Raw genomic sequence first — 22,650 nt, 5'->3', positions numbered from 1 at the left:
ATTATCGTGCCTTCCTGCTGCCGAAGCGCGCCTGTGGGAGGCGCGGTCGTTCTGGAGGGGAATTCCATGCGCAGCAGACTGGCGCGCCTTGAACTGATGGCGGGAGCGGCGGCCGTCGCGGTCCTGTCGGTCGCCGCCGGGGCTCCAGCCGCCTTCGCCCAGCAGGTCGCCACGGCCGAAGAGCCGGCGACCCTGGACGCGGTGGTGGTGACGGGGTCGCGGATCAAGCGGCCCAACCTGGCCTCGGCCAGCCCGATGACCGTCGTCGGCGACGACGAGATCAAGTACCAGGGCGCCACCTCGATCGAGAGCGTGCTGAACCGCCTGCCGCAGTTCACCGCCGACTCCAACGAGAACGGCTCGAACGGTTCGGACGGCACGGCCCGGGTCAATCTGCGCAACATGGGCTCCAGCCGCGTGCTGGTTCTGGTCGACGGCCAGCGGATGCTGCCGGCCGAGACCGCCGACGTGAACTTCATCCCCAGCGCCCTGGTCGACCGGGTGGACGTGGTGACGGGCGGCGCCTCGGCGGTCTACGGCTCCGACGCCGTGTCGGGCGTGGTCAACTTCATCCTCAAGAAGAACCTCAACGGCCTGCGGCTGGACGCCCAGTACGGCATCGCCCAGCACACCAACGACAACAGCTATCCCCGGTCGCTGATCACCAGCGCCGGCTACAAGCTGCCCGACAAGCACGTCACCGACGGGGCGCGGACCGACATCAACCTGGCCTTCGGCATGAACTCGCCGGACGGCAAGGGCAATGTCACCTTCTATGTCGGCTATCGCGAACTCAAGCCGGTCACCCAGGACACCCGCGACTATTCGGCCTGCGGCCTGAACCTGGCCGGCGAACGCAACAACGCCCTGGTCTGCGGCGGCTCCAGCAACAACGAGTACGGCCTGTTCACCCTGCTCAGCGGCCCCAACGCCGGACAGACCCTGAACAACACCAAGGACGGCAACAAGACCTGGGTCCCGTACGACAGCTCGTTCCTCTACAACTACGCGCCCACCAACTACATCCAGCGCTCGGACAGCCGCTACACGGCCGGCGCCTTCGCGCACTACGAGATCAGCAAGGCCGCCGAGGTCTACGGCAGCTTCATGTTCATGGACGACCACACCTTCTCGCAGGCGGCGCCGTCCGCCCTGTTCCAGGGGACGACGTTCAAGATCAACTGCAACAACCCGCTGATGTCGGCGTCCCAGGCCGCGACGCTCTGCGGCTCGGCCGCGGGCACGGACGTCAACCAGGACACCTTCATCGGCTACCGGCTGACCGGGCCCGGCAGCTCGCCGCGCCGCGACGACCTGCGCCACACCGACTACCGCATCAACCTCGGCTCGCGCGGCGAGATCGCGCCGGGCTGGACCTATGACGCCGGCTTCCTCTACTCGCAGGTGGTGCTCGACGAGAGCTACAAGAACAACGTCGACAACGCCAAGGCCGCCAAGGCCCTGCAGGTGGTCAGCGTCAATGGGACGCCGACCTGCAAGTCGGTGGTCGACGGCACCGATCCCAACTGCGTGCCGATCGACGTGTTCAAGTACCAGGGCCTCAGCGCGGCGGCCTACAAGTACCTCTACGCCCCGACCTACACCCACGGCGTCCAGCGCGAGAAGGTGCTGAACGCGAACGTGAACGGCGACCTGGGCCAGTACGGGATCAAGAGCCCGTGGGCCGAGGACGGGGCGGCCGTGGCCCTGGGCGTCGAGCATCGCCGCGAGGAACTGAAGTTCGAGGCCGACGCCCTGGCCCAGGCGGCCGGGACCAAGGAGAACGCCGGCGCCTTCAGCGTCACCGAGGCCTATGGCGAAATGGACCTGCCGCTGGTCCAGGACGCGCCGTTCATCAAGAGCCTGTCGGTCAACGCCGGCTATCGGACCTCCAAGTACGACTATCTCGACAAGCGGGTCTCGACCTACAAGGTCGAGCTGCAATATGCGCCGACCTCGGACGTGCGGTTCCGCGCCAGCTACAACCGCGCGGTGCGGGCGGCCAATATCAGCGAGCTGTTCGCGCCCCAGGGCCTGGGCAACGTCTCGGCGGTGGACCCCTGCGCCGGGGCGACGCCGACGGCCTCCGCCGCGGCCTGCGCCCTGACCGGGGTCACCGCCGCCCAGTACGGCAAGATCCCCGAATGTCCGGCCGAGACCTGCGTCACCCAGGGCGGCGGCAATCCGGACCTGAAGCCGGAAGTCGCCGACACCCGCACCGCCGGCGTCGTGCTGACCCCGCGCTTCCTGCCGGGCTTCTCGATGTCGCTCGACTATTTCGACATCTATGTCGACCAGTACATCGGCTCGGTCGATGCTCCGACCGTGATCAACCAGTGCGTCCAGACCAGCAATCCGTACTTCTGCAGCCTGTTCCACCGCGACCCGACCTCGGGCGTGCTGTTCGGCGATCGCGGCTACATCGTCGCCACCAACCAGAACACCGGCTTCCTGCAGACCTCGGGCCTGGACGTGACCGGCAACTATCGCCTCGACCTGTCGTCCCTGACCAAGGGCGGCGACTGGGGCAGCCTCGACTTCAGCTTCGTGGGCACCTACCTCAACAGCCGCAAGATCGAGCAGCTGCCCGGCCTGGGCGCCTATAACTGCAAGGGTCTCTACGGTCCGACCTGCGGCCAGCCCAACCCGGCCTGGCGCCACCAGCTGCGCACGACCTGGACCCTGCCGTGGATCCCGGCCACGGTCTCGGTCAACTGGCGCTATTTCGGCGGGACCGACCTGTCGAGCAACGACAGCAACCCGTTCCTGCAGGGCGACTACGTCGAGATCAACCGCAAGATCAAGGCCTACAGCTACTTCGACCTGGCGGCCAACTGGAAGGTGCGCGAGCAGCTGTCCCTGCGGGCTGGCATGAACAACGCCTTCGACAAGGATCCGCCGGTGATCGCCGCGGGCCTGCTCAGCTCGTTCGGCAACGGCAACACCTATCCGGGCGTCTACGACCCGATGGGCCGGACGCTGTTCGTCGGCCTGACCATGGACTTCTAAGGCCTACAGTTTTCCCGAGGACCGGCGGCGGCGTCGCGGGTCCTCGGGGGTGAACCTCCCCCAACTCCAACAGCCATCGCGCCCCCGCGGTGGCTGTTTTTTTATGGGGCCTGGAGATCACCGGGGGCTAAGCAGCGGAATGGGAGCCGCCCACTTTCAATCCGCTCATCCCGGCGAATGCCGGGACCCAGATCCCATGGCGTGGGCGTTGATTGGAGGAGCGCCGAGCTTGGGGAACTCACCCCTCCGCTATGCCATCTGGGTCCCGGCATTCGCCGGGATGAGCGGAGGTTTTGGAGTCTTACGCTCGGTGTTCAGCAGACAAAGTTTCGCGAAATCAACGCTCTAATTTTTCTCGACCCGATTTGGTCCTCACCCCTTCGAACCACCCTTATCCTGATCTCACCTGAAGGCAGGGGAGGGCGCACGTACGGCGACCGATGCGGCCTTCGGGGGTGGACGAGCGGGAAGGCTTGTCCGCCGCGCTTCCTCGGAAGCATCCCGGGTCGGTCCGCGGCAGGTGCGCCTCAGTCGCGACGAAGCTTCGGCGCCCGGGACAGGCGGATCAGGCCAGCAGGCCCGGGCTGAAATCGCCCGGGCGGTCCAGGACGCGCCAACGTCCTGCCCGTCGGGGGCCTCCATCGGGGCGGGTTAAGAATCCGCGACCCGAAGGCTTCCGGATAACGGCTCCACGCGAAGCGTTCGGACTTCGTCGAAACGGTACTCAAAACTGCAAATCATCCGGGCGAGGCCCGGGCGCTTCGCACCCTCCCCACCAGCTCAGCGGGTTCCCGCGTGAGGACGAGAGATCGTGCCGCGAGACCCCCTCAGTCGGCTTCGCCGACAGCTCCCCCAGAGGGGGAGCAGCTACGCGGGGCGGGTCATCAGATCCTCCCCCTCTGGGGGAGGTGGCCCGAAGGGCCGGAGGGGGCCAGCGGCGTCGGCCGCTCAGCCCGCCTTCGTCGCGGTGTCCACCGGGGCGTGGTGGTCGGTTTCGTCCGAGCCGTGCGACCATGTCTTGAGAACCGGAGCCAGGGCCAGGAAGCCCAGGCCGATCACCATGGCGATCCCGCCGATCCAGTTGAACACCGTCAGCGATTGGGCCAGGGCGGCGGCGGGGTCCAGCACCTGGCCGCCGACCGTCTCGGTGGCGGTCAGGCCGGCGACGAAGCCGCCGACCTTGCCGGCGATCGACACGGCCATGAACCAGACGGCCATGACGAACGACACCATGGTCGCCGGCGACAGCTTGGTCATCTGCGACAGGCCGACCGGCGACAGGCACAGCTCGCCGGTGGTGTGCAGCAGGTACATCAGCAGCAGGAAGGCCAGCGGCATGCGGAAGGCGCCGTCGACCAGGTGCGCGCCCAGCTGCAGCAGCAGGAAGCCGGCGCCGACCTGCAACAGGGCCAGGCCGAACTTGACGACGGGGTTGGGGTCCTTGCCGCGCTGGCCCAGCCAGGTCCACAGGAAGGCGAAGACCGGGGCGAAGATCAGCAGCCAGCCCGAGCCCAGGGCCTGGGTCTGGGCGGCGTTGAAACTGGTGTTGATCCAGAAGGTCGAGGCCTTGTCGATCCCGGCGGCCGCCAGCTGTTCGGGCGCGGCCAGGGTGACCGCGCCGTTCAGCAGCCGCACCGGCTCGGCGACCAAGTCCAGGTCGACATTGGTGGCGGCGAACAGGTTCAGCGACGAGCCGGCCTGGTCGAACAGGGTCCAGAACACGACCGCGCCGAAGATCAGGAACACCGCCAGGCCCAGGCGTTCGCGCTCGACCTTGTCGCAGCGGGCGATCATGAACCACAGGATGTAGCCCAGCGAGGCCAGCATGCCGGCGATCAGGGCCCAGTTGACCATCACCGTGTAGCGCACCAGCAGGCACACCGCCCCGACCCCGGCCAGCGACAGGACGTAGATCAGCCCTTCGCGGTTCACCGGGCCCAGCAACGGCTGGCTCAGCGTCTTCGCCACCGGCGGTTCGCCCTTGCCGCGCAGCAGCGGCCGGCCCAGCACGAAGACCACGAAGCCGGCGACCATGCCCAGGCCCGCCAGGCCGAAGCCGGCCCACCAGCCGACGGTCACCCCCAGGAAGCCGCAGAGGATCGAGGCCCAGAACGAGCCGAGATTGATGCCGTAGTAATAGAGCGTGAAGCCCGGGTCGCGATGGCGGTCGCCCGGCGGATACAGCTGGCCGACGATGGTCGAGATGTTGGGCTTGAGGAAGCCGACCCCGACGATGATCAGGGCCAGGGCGAACCAGAAGACGTTCAGATAGACCGGGTCCCGGCCGGTGACCCCCAGCTGGTACTGGCCCTTGGGCAGCACGGCCGGGATCGGGGCGTCGGCCGGCAGGCCCTGCACGGCGAAGTCGCCGGTCCTGGAGGCGGCCACGGCGTAGGGCTTGCCCTCGACGACCAGCCTGGAGACCCGGCCCTCGCCGCGGCCTTCGGACACGAAGTCGTAGGTGTGGCCGCCATAGGCCAGGGTCTGGGTGGCCGGCGCGCCCTCGATCGCCATGGTCAGGTGGCCGGCGATCAGCAGGACGGCGCCGAAGATCACCGCCTTGCGGGCCCCCAGATAGCGGTCGGCGAGGAAGCCGCCGATCAGCGGCAGCAGGTAGACCAGCGAGGTGTACGACCCGTAGTGGGCGCTGGCCGTCTTCGGGTCGAACAGGAAGTGCTGGGTCAGGTAGAAGATCAGGATGCTGCGCATGCCGTAATAGGAGAAGCGCTCCCACATCTCGGCGAAGAACAGGATCAGCAGCCCCCGGGGGTGATCGCGCAGCAGCTGGATCAGGACGGGGACGCCGGTCAGCAGCGTGACCAGGACGCCCATGACGATGACGATGTTCATGGGCGCGCCTCGGGCTGTTCGATCCTGGTCATGTCGCTGCGGCTTTCCGGCTCAGTTCGGGGTCAGGTCGATCGTGGTCGGGGCGTCCTTCAGGGGCAAGGTGTAGGCGCCCCGCTCCAGGACCGCGCCGGCCGGCCGATAGGGGCGGGCGCCCTTGGTGGTGGCCTCGACCAGCAGCCGGGCCGCCGGGGTGGCCGCGTCCCGCGCCGCCAGGGTCAGGGTCAGCTTGCCCGTGGCCGGGGTGTAGGCGGCGGCGTCGATCTTGCCGGCCTCCAGGGTCAGCCAGGCGCCGATCGGGGCCACGAACAGCCGGGTGCGGGCCCCGTCCCTGGGCGTGATGCGCACCACGCCGTCGGCCTGGCTGACATTGCCGCCGAAGCCCAGCCAGCCGAACGTCGGATCCTTGACCAGATAGGTCGCCGCCGCATAGGCGTGGCCGAAGAAGCCCATGCCGTAGTCGCCGCTGTAGGGGTCCCAGGACATCATGTCCGGCGCCGAATGGAAGGCCGCCGACGAGAAGCCGTCCTGGTCGATATTGGTGATCCCGCCCATCAGGCCGCCATAGGCCACCCGCAGCAGGTGCAGGTCGCCGGGGTCGGCGCGGTAGGCGTCCAGCAGCGGCACCGCGTTCAGGGTCGAGCCGTAGTGATGGATCTGCCGCTCGATGCGCGGCACCTTGCCGCCGTAGAGGAAGTCCCAGTAGCGCCGTGCGTTGCCGTTATAGCCCCAGCTGGGGATGGTCGGATCGTAGGCGAGGATCACCTCGCGGGTCTCGTCGGCCTGCTTCTGGTGGCCGAAGAAGCGCATCCAGGCATAAACCTCGGCCTGGCCCGTGGAGTCCCAGGCCATCTCGCTGCCGAACGGATAGGGCAGGGTCTTCCAGTGGTCGGCGCGGCCCTTCATCAGGGCCTCCAGCGCGTTGGCCTTGTCGGTCATGCCCTCGCGGCGAAGATCCTTGAGGATGTCGACGAAGACATCGCCCTCCATCTGGCCGAACTGGGCGTAGTAGGGCGCGTCGCGCATCATCGCCACGGCGGTCGTCTGGGCGTGGTCGAGATACCAGCGCCAGTCGTGGGTCTTGACCAGGCCGTCGTGGTTGCGGGCCAGGCGATAGAGCACCCAGTGGCCGGCGGCGACGTGCGGATAGTTGTAGGAGCGGCCAAGGTCGCCGGCGTCCTTCTTCGACCACGAGGTCCAGGACTTCCAGTTGATCTTGGGGTCGTAGTAATTCGGGAGTTCGTCGGGGGCGTAGTAGAACAGGCTCTTCTTGACCGCCCCGGCGTGCTCGCCCTCGGCGACCTGCAGCCCGCCGACGATGGTCTCGTTGACCACCCGCTCCAGCTTGGCCACCTCGCCGGCGTCGGGATTGTCCAGCTGCTTCATCATCGCCGCGACCCAGCTGCCCGCGCCGCCTTCGTCGCTCATGCCCGAGATCCAGACCCGCGGATCCTGGGTCACGATCTTGTCGGCCTGGCGGTCATAGGTGAGGATGCCCGGCGAGCGCTTGAACGGATCGGACGGGTCCTCGAACCACTGCTTGGTCGTGGAGAACCGACCCAGGTCGGCCATCGTCTGGTCGAGCGGCTTGGTGATGAAATAGGAGACGGTCTGGACGCTGTCGTCGGCATAGGTGATCGACAGGGTCGCCCGACCCCAGCCGCTCGCCCGGACGGCGTAGCGCGACCATCCCGAACCGGACGTGCCAAGGGGGGCTTTGACGGCCGTGGCGGTCAGGGCGCCGGCCGGATAGCTGTCGATTTTCGCCACCGGCTTGGGCGATTTCAGGAACAGCGTGGCGTCCTGGTCGGTGGGCACGACATAGCCGGGGATGCCGACGGCGACCGGGCGGCCGTTGGCGACCAGGGTGTCCTCGATGGCGCGAAGCGAGGGCGAGGTGACCAGGCGCACGCCGATCGTGCGGCTGGCCCCCGGGGCGAGGGAAAAGCTGGTGGGCGTGTTCCACTGCTCGCCGGCGGTCTTCCAGTCCTGTTCGGCGAAGCCCTTGCTGGCCACCGTCCAGTCGTAGAAGCCCTCCGAGGTCTGGCCGCGCTCGCTGCGGTCGGTGAAGATGTCGCCGGGCTTGGCGCCGCGCCCGGCCTGCTGGATCGGCCGATAGGCCTCCAGCGGCGTCGCCTTCTCGGGCAGGACCAGCAGGGCGGGGCCCTTGCCGTTCAGGCGGGTCACCTGCAGGTAGCCGGCGTCGCGGCCGATATAGGGATCCACGAAGCTGGCCTGGGCGTGGGCCTCCTCCAGTGAGCGGTCGGTGATGATGTTGTCGAACACCATCGGCAGGCCCAGCCCGCCGATCTCGACGGCCTGCTTGGAGGTGTTGGTCAGGACGAAGCGCAGGGCCAGCGCCCCGCCTTCGGCGACCCAGCGGCGTTGGACGCGGAGCGGCGAATCCGGGCCCAGGGAGGCGGTGATGTCGGCCGCCGCCAGGGTCGCGCCGCCGGCCGGCAGGCGGCGGATGGGCTTGCGCTGGTGGGCTGAGCTGAAGTCGCGCCACGCGCCGCCCTCGGTCCGCAGGCGCAGGTGGATGTCGCCGACATGGACGTAGCCGTCGCCCTGGCGTTCGGCCTCCCGCCCGCCGGGGGTGAAGTCGAAGCCGGGCTCGGCGATCGGCGACAGGCGGGCCAGGGTCTGGGTGTCGGCGCGCAGGTCGAGCCGGAACTGGGCGGTGCGATAGGTGGTCCGGGCGATCGGCGCGAAGACCTTCTTGGCCGGGGCCGGAGCGGGCGCGGACTCCTCGGCGCGGGCCAGGCTGGTCGCGCTCAGGCCCAGCGGCGTGGTGGCCAGCAGCAGGGCCGTCAGGGCCAGCGGGCGAAGGTTCGTCATCGGGGCCTCGTCATTTCGCGGTGGTGGCGGCGAGGCGCACGGGCGGCTGGGCGGCCGGCGGCGCTTCGTCGAGCAGATTGCGGGTGAAGTAGTCGCGCAGCTTGCGCCAGAAGAACGGCTGATAGACCGCGTGGCTGGTGTTGGGCAGGATCACCAGGTCGACGTCCTTGCCGGCCTGGATGATGGCGTTGGCCAGGCGGACGCTCTCGGTGACCGGGACATTGTCGTCGATGTCGCCGTGGACCAGCAGCAGCTTGCCCTGCAGGTTGCCGGCCACCGACATGTTGGAGTTGCGCTCCCAGGTCGCCTCGTCCGCCAGGCCCATCGACACTTCCGGCCACCAGGCCTTGTCGAGCCGCAGGTCGTGGTTGCCGGACGACGCGACGGCGACCTTGAAGAATTCCGGCCGGCGCAACACGAACCGCGCGGCGTCGTAGCCGCCGGCCGAGCCGCCGAACACGCCCACCCGGGTGATGTCGAGCGCGGGATCCTTCCGGGCCATCTGCCGGATCATGGCGATGTGGTCGTCCAACCCGACCTCGCCCAGGTTCTGGTAGGCCGGCAGGCGGAAGGCCTGGCCGCGACGCGAGGTCCCGCGGCCGTCGATCATCACCACCACCGCGCCGATCTGGGCGACGCTGTTGCCGGCCGCCGAGACCGAGTCGCGCCAGGAGGTCGGGGTCTGGGTGGTGGTCGGGCCGGTATAGACGTTGTCGATCACCGGATAGCGCCGGCTCGGGTCGTAGCCGATCGGCCGGAAGATCATGCCGTACAGCGGGGTGATGCCGTCCGCCGCGACGCCGGTGAACGGTTCGGGCGGCCGGAAGCCGGCGGCCCAGAGCGCGCTGGGATCGGCCCGGCCCAGCTCCAGCACCAGGCGGCCGTCGCGCGCATCGCGCAGCACGGTGCGGGTCGGCTCCGCCGGGCTCGACATCTCGTCGACGATCCAGCGGCCGTCGGGTGAGACCGTGGTCTCGTGGTCGAGCGGCTCGGGGGTCAGCAGCTTGGGAGGCGCTCCGTCCAGGCCGACGCGATAGAGCGCCTTGTAATAGGGGTTGCGGTCCTGCTCGCGGCCGACCCCGGCGACCAGCAGGCCGTCGCGGGCGTCGACATGGTCGACCGACAGGACTTCCCAGGCCCCGGTGGTCAGGGCCTTGCCGCCGTCGGGGGCGTCGGGCTTGACCAGGTAGAGCTGGGCCCAGCCGCTGCGCTCGGAGATCGCCAGCTCGCCGCCCAGGGCCGGCGCCGGCCGCAGGCTCGACGAGGTGACGGTGACCAGCGGCGCGACCTTCTCGCGGGCCACGACCTCGGCCGCGCCGCTGGCCGGATCGGCCGAATAGATGACGAGCTGGCCGTAGCCGCGCTCGGTCCACTGGGCGCGGACACGGTCGCCATCCCAGCCCATGTCGGGCGCGGCGGGGTAGAGCAGGGCCTCGGACGGGATGGCTAGCGGCACGATCTTGCCGGCGCCGTCGCGGAAGGCCTGCTCGACGTCGATCACCAGCCGCTGGGCCTGGGGCAGTTTTTCGGCGCCGGCCAGGGGGTAGATGTAGGAGAAGCTCCGAGGATAGAGGCCGCCCGGATTCTGCTGGGTGATCGACAGCCGCTTGACGCCGCGGGTGTCGAGCCGCCAGGTCAGGATGCGCCGGCTGTCGGGCGACCATTGGGCCGACACGGGCATGTCGGGCTCCTCGGCGCCGGCCTTGAGGATCTGCGACAGTTGCGGGATGTCGCGGCCATAGGGCTGCTCGCGGGAGCCGTCGGTGGTCAGGGCCACTTCCCGTCCGCTCTTGGTGTCGACCGCGAACAGGTTGAAGTCGCGGGCGACCAGCTTGAACCGTCCGTCGGGCGACAGGGTCGGATCGAAGGCCTTGACCGGGTCTTCCACGAGGTCGCCACGGGCGGATTTCCACTGCTTGTCGGCGGCGGTGAAGATCAGGGCGTCGGTGCGGGGATCGAAGTCGATGATCTCGATCCGAGGCGGGGTGGCGGGTGGCGCCGGCAGGGCCGCCGAGACCCGGCGAACCAGGTCGGCCTCGAGGGCGATCACCTTCTGACGGCGGTCGGCCAGGTTCAGATAGGTGATGGCGCGCTGGCCGGGCTTACCGCGACGGTAGAGCAGGCCGCGGCCGTCGGCGACGAACTGGGGCTGCAGGTTGTCGTCGACGATGAACTGGCCCAGGCCGCCGCGCAGGAACAGGTCCGCGCGCCGATAGCGCTCGGCGATCGGCGGCGGGGGGACGGGGTTGGTCGACGTCGTCGAGCTGGGCGGCAGGGGCTGGCCATTGGCGACCGAGGGGGCGATCAGGCCTAGGGCCAGAACCGCCAGGCCGAGGCGGGCCGCGCCTTGCCTGGTCATGGATAGTCCGTTCGCCGCCATGCCGCGCCTCCCCATTTCCCGACTTCGCACAAACCGGTTCGCCGTCGCAGCGTCAAGAAGATTATACGATATATAGTCAGACGAATAAGGTTGCTGGCAAGAGCGTGGCCTTGGTGGTTCGGACCGGGGCGCCATACGCCAGATTGACGAGCGAAGAACGTCACCCTAAGATCGTATACGGTATCAAATGTGGGGGAAGTGCAAATGGCGACACGCCGTGATCTGATGCTGACGGCCGCGGCGTTCGCCGGAATGGCCCAGCCGATCAGCGCCCTGGCCAAGGCCCGGGGCGCGTCCCTTCCCGCCAAGGCCGCGCCGTTGCCGCTGTCGTCGGTTCGCCTGCTGCCGTCGGAATACGCGACCGCGGTGGAGGTCAATCGCGCCTACCTGCTGCGGCTGAGCCCCGACCGCTTCCTGCACAATTTCATGACCTTCGCGGGCCTGGCGGCCAAGGGCGAGATCTATGGCGGGTGGGAGTCCGACACCATCGCCGGCCATACCCTGGGCCACTATGTGTCGGCTCTGGTCGTCATGTACGAGCAGACCGGCGACGCCGAATGCCGCCGGCGCGCCGACTATATCGTCGGCGAGCTGGCCAGGGCCCAGGCCAAGCGCGGCACGGGCTATGTCGGCGCCCTGCAGCGCAAGCGCAAGGACGGTACGGTCGTCGACGGCGAGGAGATCTTCGGCGAGGTGATGAAGGGCGACATCCGCTCGGGCGGCTTCGACCTGAACGGCTCCTGGTCGCCGCTCTACACCGTGCACAAGACCTTCGCCGGCCTGCTGGACGTCCATCGCGCCTGGGGAAACCAGCAGGCGCTCGATGTCGCGGTGGGCCTGGGCGGCTATTTCGAGCGCGTGTTCGCCGCGCTGAACGACGAGCAGATGCAGACCCTGCTGGGCTGCGAATATGGCGGGCTCAACGAGAGCTACGCCGAGCTCTACGCCCGCACCGGCGATCGCCGTTGGCTGGTCGTGGCCGAGCGGATCTACGACCGCAAGGTGCTGGATCCCCTGGTCGCCCAGCAGGACAAGCTGGCCAATTTCCACGCCAACACCCAGGTGCCCAAGCTGATCGGGCTGGGGCGGCTCTACGAGCTGACCGGCAAGCCGCAGGACGCCGCGGCGGCCAGGTTCTTCTGGACCACCGTCACCCAGCACCATAGCTACGTGATCGGCGGCAACGCCGACCGCGAGTACTTCGCCGCGCCCGACACGATCGCCGCCCACATCAGCGAGCAGACCTGCGAGCACTGCAACACCTACAACATGCTCAAGCTGACCCGGCAGCTCTACAGCTGGCGGCCGGAAGGCGGGCTGTTCGACTATTACGAGCGCGCCCACCTGAACCATGTGATGGCGGCCCAGAACCCCAAGACCGGCGGCTTCACCTACATGACGCCGCTGCTGACGGGCGCGGACCGGGGCTACTCGACCAACCAGGACGACGCCTTCTGGTGCTGCGTCGGCACCGGCATGGAAAGCCACGCCAAGCACGGGGAATCGATCTTCTGGGAAGGCGAGGGGACCTTGCTGGTCAACCTCTACATCCCGGCCGAAGCCCAGTGGAAGGCGCGCGGCGCCAGTCTCAAGCTGGAGACCCGCTATCCCTACGAGCCGGAATCGCGCCTGACCCTGGCCAGGCTGGCCAAGCCGGGACGCTTCACGATCGCCCTGCGCGTGCCGGGCTGGGCGAAGGGCCAGGCCAAGGTCAGCGTCAACGGCCAGGCCGTCACGGCCGAGACGGCCGGCGGCTACGTCCTGGTGGACCGCCGCTGGCGGGCCGGCGACGTGGTGGCCATCACCCTGCCGCTGGACCTGCGCCTGGAGGCGACGCCTGGCGACGACTCCACGGTGGCGGTGGTCCGCGGACCGATGGTGCTGGCGGCCGACCTGGGTCCCAACAGCGAGCCCTGGAAGGGCGTGGATCCGGCCCTGGTCGGCGAGGCGGTGCTGACGGGCTTCCAGCCCGTCGCGCCGGAAAAGGCCCTCTATGTCGCCCGCGGCGTCGGCCGGCCCGGCGATCTGAACTTCGTGCCGTTCTACAGCCAGTACGAGCGCCGCAGCGCGGTCTATTTCAAGCGCTTCACCGAGGACGCCTGGAAGACCGAGGAAGCCGCCTTCCTGGCCGAGCAGGCCCGGGCCAAGGACATCAGCGCCCGCTCGGTCGACATCATGCACCTGGGCGAGATGCAGCCCGAGCGCGACCACAACCTGACCTCCGAGCTGTCCTATCCGGTGGCCTATCGCAACCGCAACGGCCGCGACGCCCGTTCGGGCGGCTTCTTCGAGTTCGACATGAAGCTGCGGCCTGGCCCGCTGATCCTGCAGGCGACCTATTGGGGCGACGAGCGCAAGCGCGACTTCGACATCCTGGTCGACAACGTCAAGCTCGCTTCCCAGCACCTGGAGGCCGACCATCCCGGCAAGTTCTTCGACGTCGAATATCCGCTGCCCGAGGCGCTGACCAAGGGGAAGACCAAGATCAGGGTCCGGTTCGCGCCCCGGGAGCGCAGCACGGCGGGGCCGGTGTTCGGCGTGCAGCTGTTCGCCGCCAAGCCCGCGTCCACGGCGTGAGCCCGGCGGCGGAGGGCGACGGGGCGGACACCGTCCGGCTTTCGCTCGACGAGGTCCGGGCGCTGGCCCACCAGGTGCTGGGCGCCGCGGGCCTGTCGCCGGCGCACGTAACGGCCGTCGCCGAGACGATGGTGGCCGGCGAGCGCGACGGTTGCGCCTCGCATGGCCTCTATCGGCTGCTGGTGGCGACCAACAGCGTCGCCAAGGGTGTGGTGTCGGTGGACGCCGAGCCGGTGCTGGACGAACCCGCGCCGGCCCTGGCGCGGGTCGACGGCGGCGGAGGATTCGCGCAACTGGCCTTCGAGCGCGGACGGCCCGTGCTGGCCGACAAGGCTCGACGCTTCGGGATCGCCGCCCTGGCGTTGAACAATGTCGTGCACTTCGCGGCCCTGTGGCCCGAGGTCGAGGCGTTGGCCCGCGAGGGCCTGGCCGCGCTGGCCTTCACGCCTAGCCACGCCTGGGTCGCGCCGGAGGGCGGCACGCGGCCGGTGTTCGGCACCAATCCCATCGCCTTCGGCTGGCCGCGGCCGGGTCGCGACCCGTTCGTCTTCGACTTCGCCACCAGCGTGGTGGCGCGGGGCGAGATCGAGCTTCATCGCCGCGCCGACCGCCCCGTGCCCGATCACTGGGGCTACGACGCCGACGGGGCCGCCACGACGGTGGCCGAAGAGGTGCTGGGCGGCGCGATGCGCACCTTCGGTGGCCACAAGGGCTCGGCCCTGGCGGCGATGGTGGAACTGCTGGCCGGGCCGCTGATCGGCGACATGACCAGCCAGGAGTCGCTGGCGGCCGACGCGGGGCGCGGCGGCTCGCCCATCGGCGGCGAACTGATCATCGCTCTCGATCCGGCGGGCTTCCTGGGCGGCGCGCTGAACGAACATCTGGCGCGGGCCGAGACGATGTTCGAGGCGATCCAGGACCAGGGCGCGCGCCTGCCGTCCCAGCGCCGCTACGCCGCGCGGGCCCGCAGCCTGCGGGAGGGGGTGGTGATCCCCGGCGCGCTCCACCGAGACATCATGATGTTGCTTGAGCGGAAGGGTTAGACATGCGGCGAACCGGGCTTTTCGACACGGCGGTCATGTGTCTGGCGATGACGGCGCCGATGCTGGTCGCGTCTCCGGCGCTGGCCGCCTCGGCTGACAAGCGCTTCGAGGCGATCTCCGGCGAGGAATATGCCTGGCGCCTGGCGCAGACCGGACCCAGCGAGGACGGTCCCAAGACCGACGCCTTCAAGCTTCCCGACGTCGGCCCGGCGATCCAGGCCGCCCGGCTGGCGCGCTGGACCACGGTGGCCAAGCAACTGGCCGAGCTGCCGGTCGCCAGGCTATCGAAGAAGAACCAGGTCAACTACGCCGTCTACAAGGGCCAGATCGACGCCCTGCTGGCCGAGCAGCAGTATCGCGAATACGAAAAGCCGCTGAACGCCGACAGCAGCTTCTGGGGCGACGTCGCGGAATCGGCGCGCGGCAGCTTCAGGACCGAGGCGGACTATCGCGGCTACATCGCGATGATGCGGGACATCCCGCGCTACTACGACCAGCAGATCGTCAACATGCGGGCGGGGCTGGCGCGCGGGTTCACCCCCGCCCAGGTGACCCTGCTGGGACGCGACGCCGGCGTGGCCCTGGTGGCCGACGCCGCCACGCCCGAGGCCTCGCCCTTCTATGCGCCGTTCAAGACCCTGCCGGCCAACATCCCGCCGGCCGTGCAGGCGGCGCTTCGCCGCGAGGCGGCCGACGCCATCACCCAGGCCGTCGTCCCCGCCCACGCCCGCCTGCGGAGCTTCCTGCGCGACGACTACATCCCCGGCGCGCGGAAGACACTCGCCGCCTATGACCTGCCGGACGGCAAGGCCTACTACCAGTCCAAGGTCCGCGAGTTCACCACCACCGACCTGACGCCGGACCAGATCCACCAGATCGGCCTGGCCGAGGTCGCCAAGATCCGCGCGCGGATGCTGGACGTGATGAAGGAGGTGAAGTTCGAGGGCGACCTTCCGGCCTTCCTGACCTATCTGCGGACCGATCCGCGCTTCTACGCCAAGACGCCCCAGGACCTGCTGGACCGCGCGGCCTGGAACGCCAAGAGCTTCGACGGCAAGGCGTCGCAATGGTTCGGCCACCTGCCGCGCAGCCGCTTCGCCATCCGCCCGGTGCCCGACGAGATCGCGCCCTTCTACACCGGCGGCCGCGGCGGACCGGGCATCTACCTGGTCAACACCTACAACCTGCCGTCCCGGCCGCTGTACTCGCTGATGGCCCTGACCCTGCACGAGAGCGCGCCGGGCCACGCCTTCCAGATGCCGCTGGCCGCCGAGAACAAGGACCTGCCGGCCTATCGTCGCGACACCTACCTGTCGGCCTATGGCGAGGGCTGGGCGCTCTATTCCGAGGCGCTGGGCGAGGACATGGGCCTGTACGAGACGCCCTACGACCGGTTCGGCATGCTCAGCTACCAGATGTGGCGCGCGGCGCGGCTGGTGGTCGACACCGGCATCCACACCCAGGGCTGGAGCCGCGAGCGGGCTCAGCAGTACCTGCACGACAACACCGCCATGGCCGACCACGAGATCCGGACCGAGGTCGATCGCTACATCGCCTGGCCGGGCCAGGCGCTGTCCTACTACATGGGCATGCTGGCCTTCGTCGACGCGCGCAAGCGGGCCGAGCAGGCGCTGGGGCCGAAGTTCAACATCCGCGCCTTCCACGACGCGGTGCTGGAGCTGGGGTCTGTGCCGCTGCCGGTGATCGACGCCCGCGTCGACCAGCTGATCGCCGACGGCGGCAAGGGGCCCTATCCCGATGAGGAGTGATGTGAGCCCCGCCGTCTGGGGCGCCGGCCTGGCGATCGCCCTGGCGGCGCCGGCCGCCGCCCAGCCGGTCGCCGTCCACGCTCTCGGCAACCCGATCCTGGCGGACGGGCGGTACTATTCGACCGATCCCGCCCCCGTGGTGGTCGGCGACACGTTATGGATCCTGGCCGGCCGCGACGAGGCGCCGGCCGACGTCAACGACTTCATCATGAACGAGTGGCAGGCGCTCTCGACCCGAGACCCGGCGTCGGGCGACTGGTCGCACTACCCGGCCATCGCGCGGCCCGAGGCGGTGTTCCGCTGGGCCGAGCCCGGGCGGGCCTATGCCGGCCAGATCGTCCCCGGCCGCGACGGCAGGTTCTATCTCTACGCCCCGGTCCTGCAGGCGGTGAGCCAGGCCAAGGACCGGTTCGCCATCGGCGTGGCCGTGGCCGACAGTCCCGCCGGTCCCTGGACGGACGCCCACCCCGCCGGTCCGATCGTCTCTCAGACGACGCCTGTGGCCAACGACATCCAGAACATCGATCCCACGGCGATCGTCGACGACGACGGCCGCGTCTATCTCTACTGGGGCACGTTCGGCCAGCTGCGCGGCATGGAGTTGGCCGCCGACATGGTCACGCCCAAGGGGCCGGAGGTGAAGGTCGACAGCCTGGACGGCTTCTTCGAGGCGCCTTGGCTGATGAAGCGCAAGGGCGTCTACTACATGCTCTACGCCGGCAACCGGGCCGGGCCGCGGTCGGACTGCACGCCGGCCGTCTACCACGCCTGCATCGCCTACGGGACCGCCCCGTCGCCGCTGGGACCCTGGACCTATCGCGGGGTGATCCTGCGGCCGGTGTCCTCGACCACGTCCCACGCGGGCGCGGTGGAGTTCAAGGGCCAGTGGTGGCTGGCCTACCACACGGCCGACGCGGCCGGCGGCGGGCATTTCCGCCGCAGCGTGGCGATCGACAGGATGGCCTGGGACGACAGCGTCAGCCCGCCGGCCATCCTGCCCGTCACGCCGACCAAGCGCCCCGCGCCGCCGCCGGCGCCGACCCGCAACATCGCGGGGAGGGCGACCGCCACCGCGTCCAACGCCCCCTTGCCGGTGCAGTACTGGATCAAGGCGCTGAACGACGGCGTCGTCCGCAACGCGCCCCTGCCGCCCGACCTGTGGGGCAGTTGGACGCCGCACAACCCCGCCAGCCAGTGGATCGAGTACCGCTTCGACCAGCCGGTTACGATCAACGGCGCGCGCATGCGGTTCTGGGCCGACCAGCCGGCCGGGTCCGGCGTGGGCGTCGCCCCGCCGAAGGCCTGGCGGATGGAGTACTGGGATCGCGGCTGGAAGCCGGTCCGCGATCCCAAGGGCTTCGGAACGGGCGTCGACGGCTTCCAGTCGGCCGTGTTCGCGCCGGTGACCGCCCGATGCATCCGCGCGGTGATGGACGCCTCCAGCGCCCAGGGAACCCATGCCGGCCTGGCCGTGCAGGAGTGGGAGGTCCTGGCCCCGACGGCCCAGGCGCCGCGCTCCGGCGGCGGCGCGGCCCCGGCTTGCGACGCCAAGCCGTAGACCAACAACGCCCGCCTCGGGCCCGCGGCGGCCCTCTCGCCGCGTCTAAACGGAGAACGCCATGTTTCGCGGCCTGATGACGCTTTCGCTGGGGATCACGGTCCTGGCCGCCGGGACGGTCCAGGCGGCCACGCCGCTGGACGGCTTCTGGCTGTTCGACGACGCGCCGTCCTATCCGGGCGTGACCATGGTCCAGCTGTCCAGCGACGGCGGCAAGCCTCGCGGCGTCGTCACCACGGCCTGGTACGGCCCGATGGAGATGCAGAACCTGGTGGTCCAGGGCGGCAAGGCGACCTTCGAGCTGCGCAACCTCAACGACAAGGACCACGCCACCCGCCCATGGACGGCGGTGCTGGCGGGCAAGGACCTCAAGCTGGCGGGCGACATCTGGTACGCCCATGTCGAGCAGTCCGGCCGCCACGGGACGGCCGCGGACGCCCGGACCAGAGCGTTCAAGACCACCACCCTGCCGCCGCTGGGGACCCTGGCGCCCGACGGCCTGGCCACGACCCCGCCGATGGGCTGGAGCAGCTGGAACAAGTTCGCCGAGAAGATCGACGACAAGACGGTCCGCGCCATGGCCGACGCCCTGGTCGCCACCGGCCTGCGCGACGCCGGCTATGTCTATGTCAACATCGACGACGGCTGGCAGGGGACGCGCGGACCGGACGGGGCGATCCGGCCGAACGAGAAGTTCCCGGACATGAAGGGCCTGGCCGACTACATCCACGCCCGCGGACTGAAGTTCGGCCTCTACAGCGCGCCGGGCCCCAAGACCTGCGCGGGCTATGAAGGCAGCTACGGCCACGTCCAGCAGGACGCCAAGACCTTCGCCGACTGGGGCGTCGACTATCTGAAGTACGACCTGTGCTCGGGCGAATGGTTCTATGACGACGCCGACAAGGTGCAGCGCACCTATTACGAGATGGGCGCGGCGCTGCGGGCCACGGGTAGGCCGATCGTCTATTCGCTGTGCGAATACGGCCGCTTCGAGGTCGGCGCGTGGGGACGCAAGGTGGGCGGCCATCTGTGGCGCACGACCGGCGACATCACCGACGACTATGCGACCATGGCCCGGATCGGCTTCGATAAGAACGGCCGCCCCGAGCACGCCGGCCCGGGCGGCTGGAACGATCCGGACATGCTGGAGATCGGCAACGGCGGCATGAGCCACGACGAGTACGCCACCCACATGACCCTGTGGGCGATGTCCGCCGCGCCGCTGATGATGGGCCACGACCTGCGCCAGAGCAGCCCCGAGGTGCTGAAGATGCTGGAGAACCGCGAGGTGATCGCCGTGGACCAGGACGCCCTGGGCGTCCAGGGCAAGGCCGTCCGGCGCGAGGGGACGACCGAGGTGTGGACCAAGCCCCTGGCCGACGGCGCGGTGGCGGTGGCCCTGTTCAACCGGGGTGAGGCGACGGCGACGATGAAGCTGGCGCCCGGCGATGCGGGGAAGAGCGGCCTGACCACCGTGCGGGACCTCTGGCGCGGCGCCGACCTGCCGGCCGGGCCGCAGGACTTCCAGGTTCCGGCCCATGGGGTCGTGATGCTGCGGGTGACGGGCCGCGAGGGCTGAAGGCCGCCCAACCCGACCTTCGACAAGCTCAGGATGAGGGGGCGGGGCGTTGTCGAATTCGTCCTCATCCTGCCGAAGGACGAGGACTGCCCACGGCGGCGGTTGTCGTGAGGCGAAGACTTCGAACTTTTCCTGGCTCCACGATCAGGCGGGTGAACCAGACAGCCGCGCCGCTGCCTTGAGCCGGTTTAAAAAAAGGGCTGGCGACAAGCCAGCCCGAGGGGGGGAGGGGCGCCGTCCCAGGGCGGCGATGCGGTGTTGGTGGCCGGCCGGATCTTCGCCGACCACCTTGCCGGAAAATCAGTACCGGAAACGGGCGCTGACCTGGATGGTGCGGGCCTGGACCCGCGCGCCCAGGGGCAGCATGCGGTTCTGGCCCCAATAGACGTTGTTGTTTTCCTTGGTCAGGTTGGTGCCTTCGACGCTGAGCGTCAGTTGCTTGAGCGGCGTCCAGTTCACCGCCGCGTCGAGACGCTTGGTCGCGTCGTTGTACGGCGAGTATTCGGGATTGTCCTGGTAGACCGTGATCTTGTAGCGGTCACGATAGTTGTACGCGACCCGGGCGCTGAACTGCGGCGTGTCGTAGTAGAGCGCCAGATTGTAGGTATATTTGGAGGTGCTGTCGGCGTCGAAGACGCCGGGGATCAGCCGCTGTTCCGGCGTGAAGTCGGTGTATTCGATCGTGGCCTTGGCCATGTAGGTGAAGTTGGCGCTGGCGCCGAAGTTACGCAGCTTGCCCGGCAGGAAATCGAAGAAGCCGGAGGTGTTGAATTCGTAGCCTTGGAACGTGCCGGGGCCGGCATTTCTGTTCTTGTAGACTTGCCATTTGCCGCTACCAATTCCGGCGCCGAGCTCGGGGTGATCTTCGGTATGCATGGCGTAGTAGATGTAGCCGTCGGGTTTTTTAAGGAACGCGCCAAGCGAAACGATGCCGCCACGGCCGAAATAGTATTCCAACGAGGCGTCGTAGTTGGTGGAGCGATTGGGCTTCAGGTCCGGGTTTCCGGAGAAGATCAGGCCAGCTGACGTGATGACCGTTTGCCAGGACGATAGGTCCAGGAAATTGGGCCGCTGCACATTGTAGGTGTATGCGAGGCGCAGCTGCACCTTCGGCGTAAAGTGGATCACGGCGTTGATGCTGGGCAGTACGTCGACATAGTCGCCGCTGCCCGTGGCGTCGGTGATAATATCCGGCTGACCATCCACGACGGTGTATTTGGAGCTGTCGATTGTGCCCTTGGTCTTCACGACCCGCACGCCCGCCACGCCGTCGATTGGGAAGCGGCTCTTGACCCCGTAGTTCAGGTTGACGAAACCGGCCAGGGACTTCTCGTCATCGACATAGCTCTGACCCAGGTTGCTGGGCGGCTTTTCCGTGTCCCAGCCTGCGGCGGCGCGGAACGCGGGCAGGTTGGCCATGATGTCCTTGCCGGACAGATGGTACCAGGAGGGTGAGAAGTCTCCGACCTCGAGCTTCGACCTCTCGACACCGATGCCTTGTGCGAAATTGGCCAGGCCGCTGGTTGGGAAGGTGTCGCGATAGCCGTAGTCGCGGGTGGTATGGCGATTATTGTAGCGCAGACCCACCATCGCGCTGCGGAAGAACTTGTCCTCGCTCAGGCGGTAGGTCGCGTCCGTGGCGATGACGAATTCATGGCTCTTGGCGTAGGTCTGCTCGTCGTGCGTCTGGAAGAGCTGGTAGTTGTTGATCTTCGACAGGTCAGTGGTGGGGAAGGTGATGTAGGGGCCGCGGCCCGGCACCTTGTCGGAGTTCAAATCGACATTGACGGTGTTTATCGGATTACCGCCGGCGTCCAGGAAGTGAGACAGGGTCAGAACGCCGTAATATTTGGTGTCGCTCCAGTTGTATTGCGTCGAGGCGTTGATCTGGAGCCTGTCATTGTGCCAATGCATCTCGGCATTGGTCGTGTAGTTGTTCGATGTCGCTTCCTCATAGTAGGACTGGGCGCTGGCGTCGACGCCGGCCGCGCGGTTGAGGGTCAGCGACTGCACGGTGCGGTCGTCGTCGGCCAGGACCACGTTCGACACCGTGTGGCCGTCCTGTCGGGTGGTGACGTGCAGGCGGTCGCGTGCGCGCTTTTCCTTGCTGCCGAAGTACGAACCCTCGATGACGAAGTCCAGGTGTTCATTGGCGCGCCATTGGCCCACCAAGTTGATCGACGGGCGGGTGATCTTGCCCGTCTCGACGCCGTAGTTCACCGCATAGGGCGCGATGATGTTCTGCTGATTAGCGGGCAGGGACGCCTGAGTCGTGCCGAAGAAGGTGTTGGGCGACTCGCTCTCGACAAAGTCTTCCTCGTAGTTGTTCTTGGTGTAGGAGCCGTTGACCAGGAAGCCCATCTCGCCGATGCCGGTGTCGAACCGGTCGCCGACCAGCAGGCTGGCGTAGGGGCTCTTGGTGTCGCCCGTGCTGCCGTAGACGTTCTTGAGGCTGCCGGCGACCGTCAGGCCGTTCTTCAGGTCCAGCGGACGGCGCAGTTCGACATTGACGGTGCCGGCGATGCCGCCTTCGACCTGGTCGGCGGTGCGGGTCTTGTAGACCTGGACCGATTTCAGCAGTTCGGCGGGGATGTCGGCCAGATTGGCCGACCGGCCTTCGCCGACACTGTTGCTGTTGCCGTTGATGGTCGTCGCGACGCCCTGGATGCCGCGGATGGTGATGTTCGTGCCTTCGCCGTGGATGCGCTCGATCTGCACGCCGGTGACGCGCGACAGGGCTTCGGGGACGTTGTTGTCGGGCAGCTTGCCGACGTCTTCGGACTCGATGGATTCGACGATCTGGGCCGAGTTCTTCTTTCTCTTGGTCGCCGCGTCCAGGCTGCCCCGGATGCCCTTGACGATGACGGTGTCGACCTCCGTCGCGTCGTCGGTCTTGGCCTCGTCGGTGGCGGTCGCGTTCGCCTGTGCGTCGGTCGACGTGATGTCCTGCGCGACGGCCGGCGAACACAGAGTGATCGCGATTAGGGCCGTCGCCGCCAACATGGCGTGCCTGTTGCTCATGGACTGTCCTCTCCCCTGACAATTACCAG

Annotated in this window: 10 protein-coding genes; 6 read left to right on the top strand and 4 right to left on the bottom strand. The window is 68.5% G+C overall.

Going from position 1 to position 22,650, the window contains the following annotated elements; genetic code table 11:
* Positions 1 to 66: 66 nt before the first annotated feature.
* Entirely contained in the window at positions 67 to 3,009 is a 2,943-nt protein-coding gene (locus tag AC07NX_RS19135) for a TonB-dependent receptor domain-containing protein (RefSeq protein WP_494643954.1), read from the top strand.
* Between the two features lie 948 nt (positions 3,010 to 3,957).
* Here the strand turns inward: AC07NX_RS19135 and AC07NX_RS19130 are convergent.
* Genes AC07NX_RS19130 through AC07NX_RS19120 form a run of 3 tightly spaced genes read right to left on the bottom strand, consistent with a single transcriptional unit; the run spans position 3,958 to position 11,053 of the window.
* Positions 3,958 to 5,859, bottom strand: a complete 1,902-nt coding sequence (locus AC07NX_RS19130; RefSeq protein WP_494643952.1) for a peptide MFS transporter — start codon at positions 5,857 to 5,859, stop codon at positions 3,958 to 3,960.
* Between the two features lie 51 nt (positions 5,860 to 5,910).
* Positions 5,911 to 8,694 (bottom strand): DUF5695 domain-containing protein, encoded by a 2,784-nt coding sequence (locus AC07NX_RS19125; protein ID WP_494643950.1) that lies wholly within the window; start codon positions 8,692 to 8,694, stop codon positions 5,911 to 5,913.
* Between the two features lie 10 nt (positions 8,695 to 8,704).
* Positions 8,705 to 11,053, bottom strand: a complete 2,349-nt coding sequence (locus AC07NX_RS19120; RefSeq protein ID WP_494643948.1) for a S9 family peptidase — start codon at positions 11,051 to 11,053, stop codon at positions 8,705 to 8,707.
* 225 nt (positions 11,054 to 11,278) lie between these two features.
* On the opposite strand from AC07NX_RS19120, the gene AC07NX_RS19115 reads away from it, so the two are divergent.
* The 5 genes from AC07NX_RS19115 to AC07NX_RS19095 all read left to right on the top strand — a co-directional run bounded on the left by AC07NX_RS19115 (position 11,279) and on the right by AC07NX_RS19095 (position 19,600).
* Positions 11,279 to 13,651 carry a beta-L-arabinofuranosidase domain-containing protein gene (locus AC07NX_RS19115; protein WP_494643947.1) on the top strand — a complete coding sequence of 791 codons (2,373 nt, stop codon included), beginning with the start codon at positions 11,279 to 11,281 and terminating at the stop codon, positions 13,649 to 13,651.
* Complete coding sequence (locus AC07NX_RS19110; RefSeq protein ID WP_494643945.1) at positions 13,648 to 14,694, top strand: Ldh family oxidoreductase; 1,047 nt, start codon at positions 13,648 to 13,650, stop codon at positions 14,692 to 14,694. The genes AC07NX_RS19115 and AC07NX_RS19110 overlap by 4 nt, the downstream gene beginning before the upstream one ends.
* Before the next feature lie 2 nt (positions 14,695 to 14,696).
* Positions 14,697 to 16,463 (top strand): DUF885 domain-containing protein, encoded by a 1,767-nt coding sequence (locus AC07NX_RS19105; protein ID WP_494643944.1) that lies wholly within the window; start codon positions 14,697 to 14,699, stop codon positions 16,461 to 16,463.
* A 1-nt stretch (position 16,464) separates the two neighbouring features.
* Entirely contained in the window at positions 16,465 to 18,021 is a 1,557-nt protein-coding gene (locus AC07NX_RS19100) for a family 43 glycosylhydrolase (protein WP_494643942.1), read from the top strand.
* 61 nt (positions 18,022 to 18,082) lie between these two features.
* Positions 18,083 to 19,600, top strand: coding sequence for a glycoside hydrolase family 27 protein (locus AC07NX_RS19095; RefSeq protein ID WP_494643941.1), 1,518 nt, complete (start codon positions 18,083 to 18,085; stop codon positions 19,598 to 19,600).
* Positions 19,601 to 19,900: 300 nt separating this feature from the next.
* On the opposite strand, the gene AC07NX_RS19090 is transcribed toward AC07NX_RS19095, so the two are convergent.
* Positions 19,901 to 22,621, bottom strand: coding sequence for a TonB-dependent receptor (locus AC07NX_RS19090; protein ID WP_494643939.1), 2,721 nt, complete (start codon positions 22,619 to 22,621; stop codon positions 19,901 to 19,903).
* Positions 22,622 to 22,650 lie beyond the last annotated feature (29 nt).

The sequence above is a fragment of the Caulobacter sp. GW821-FHT09A05 genome (assembly GCF_059418465.1).
This window is presented reverse-complemented; position numbering and strand designations above follow the sequence as displayed.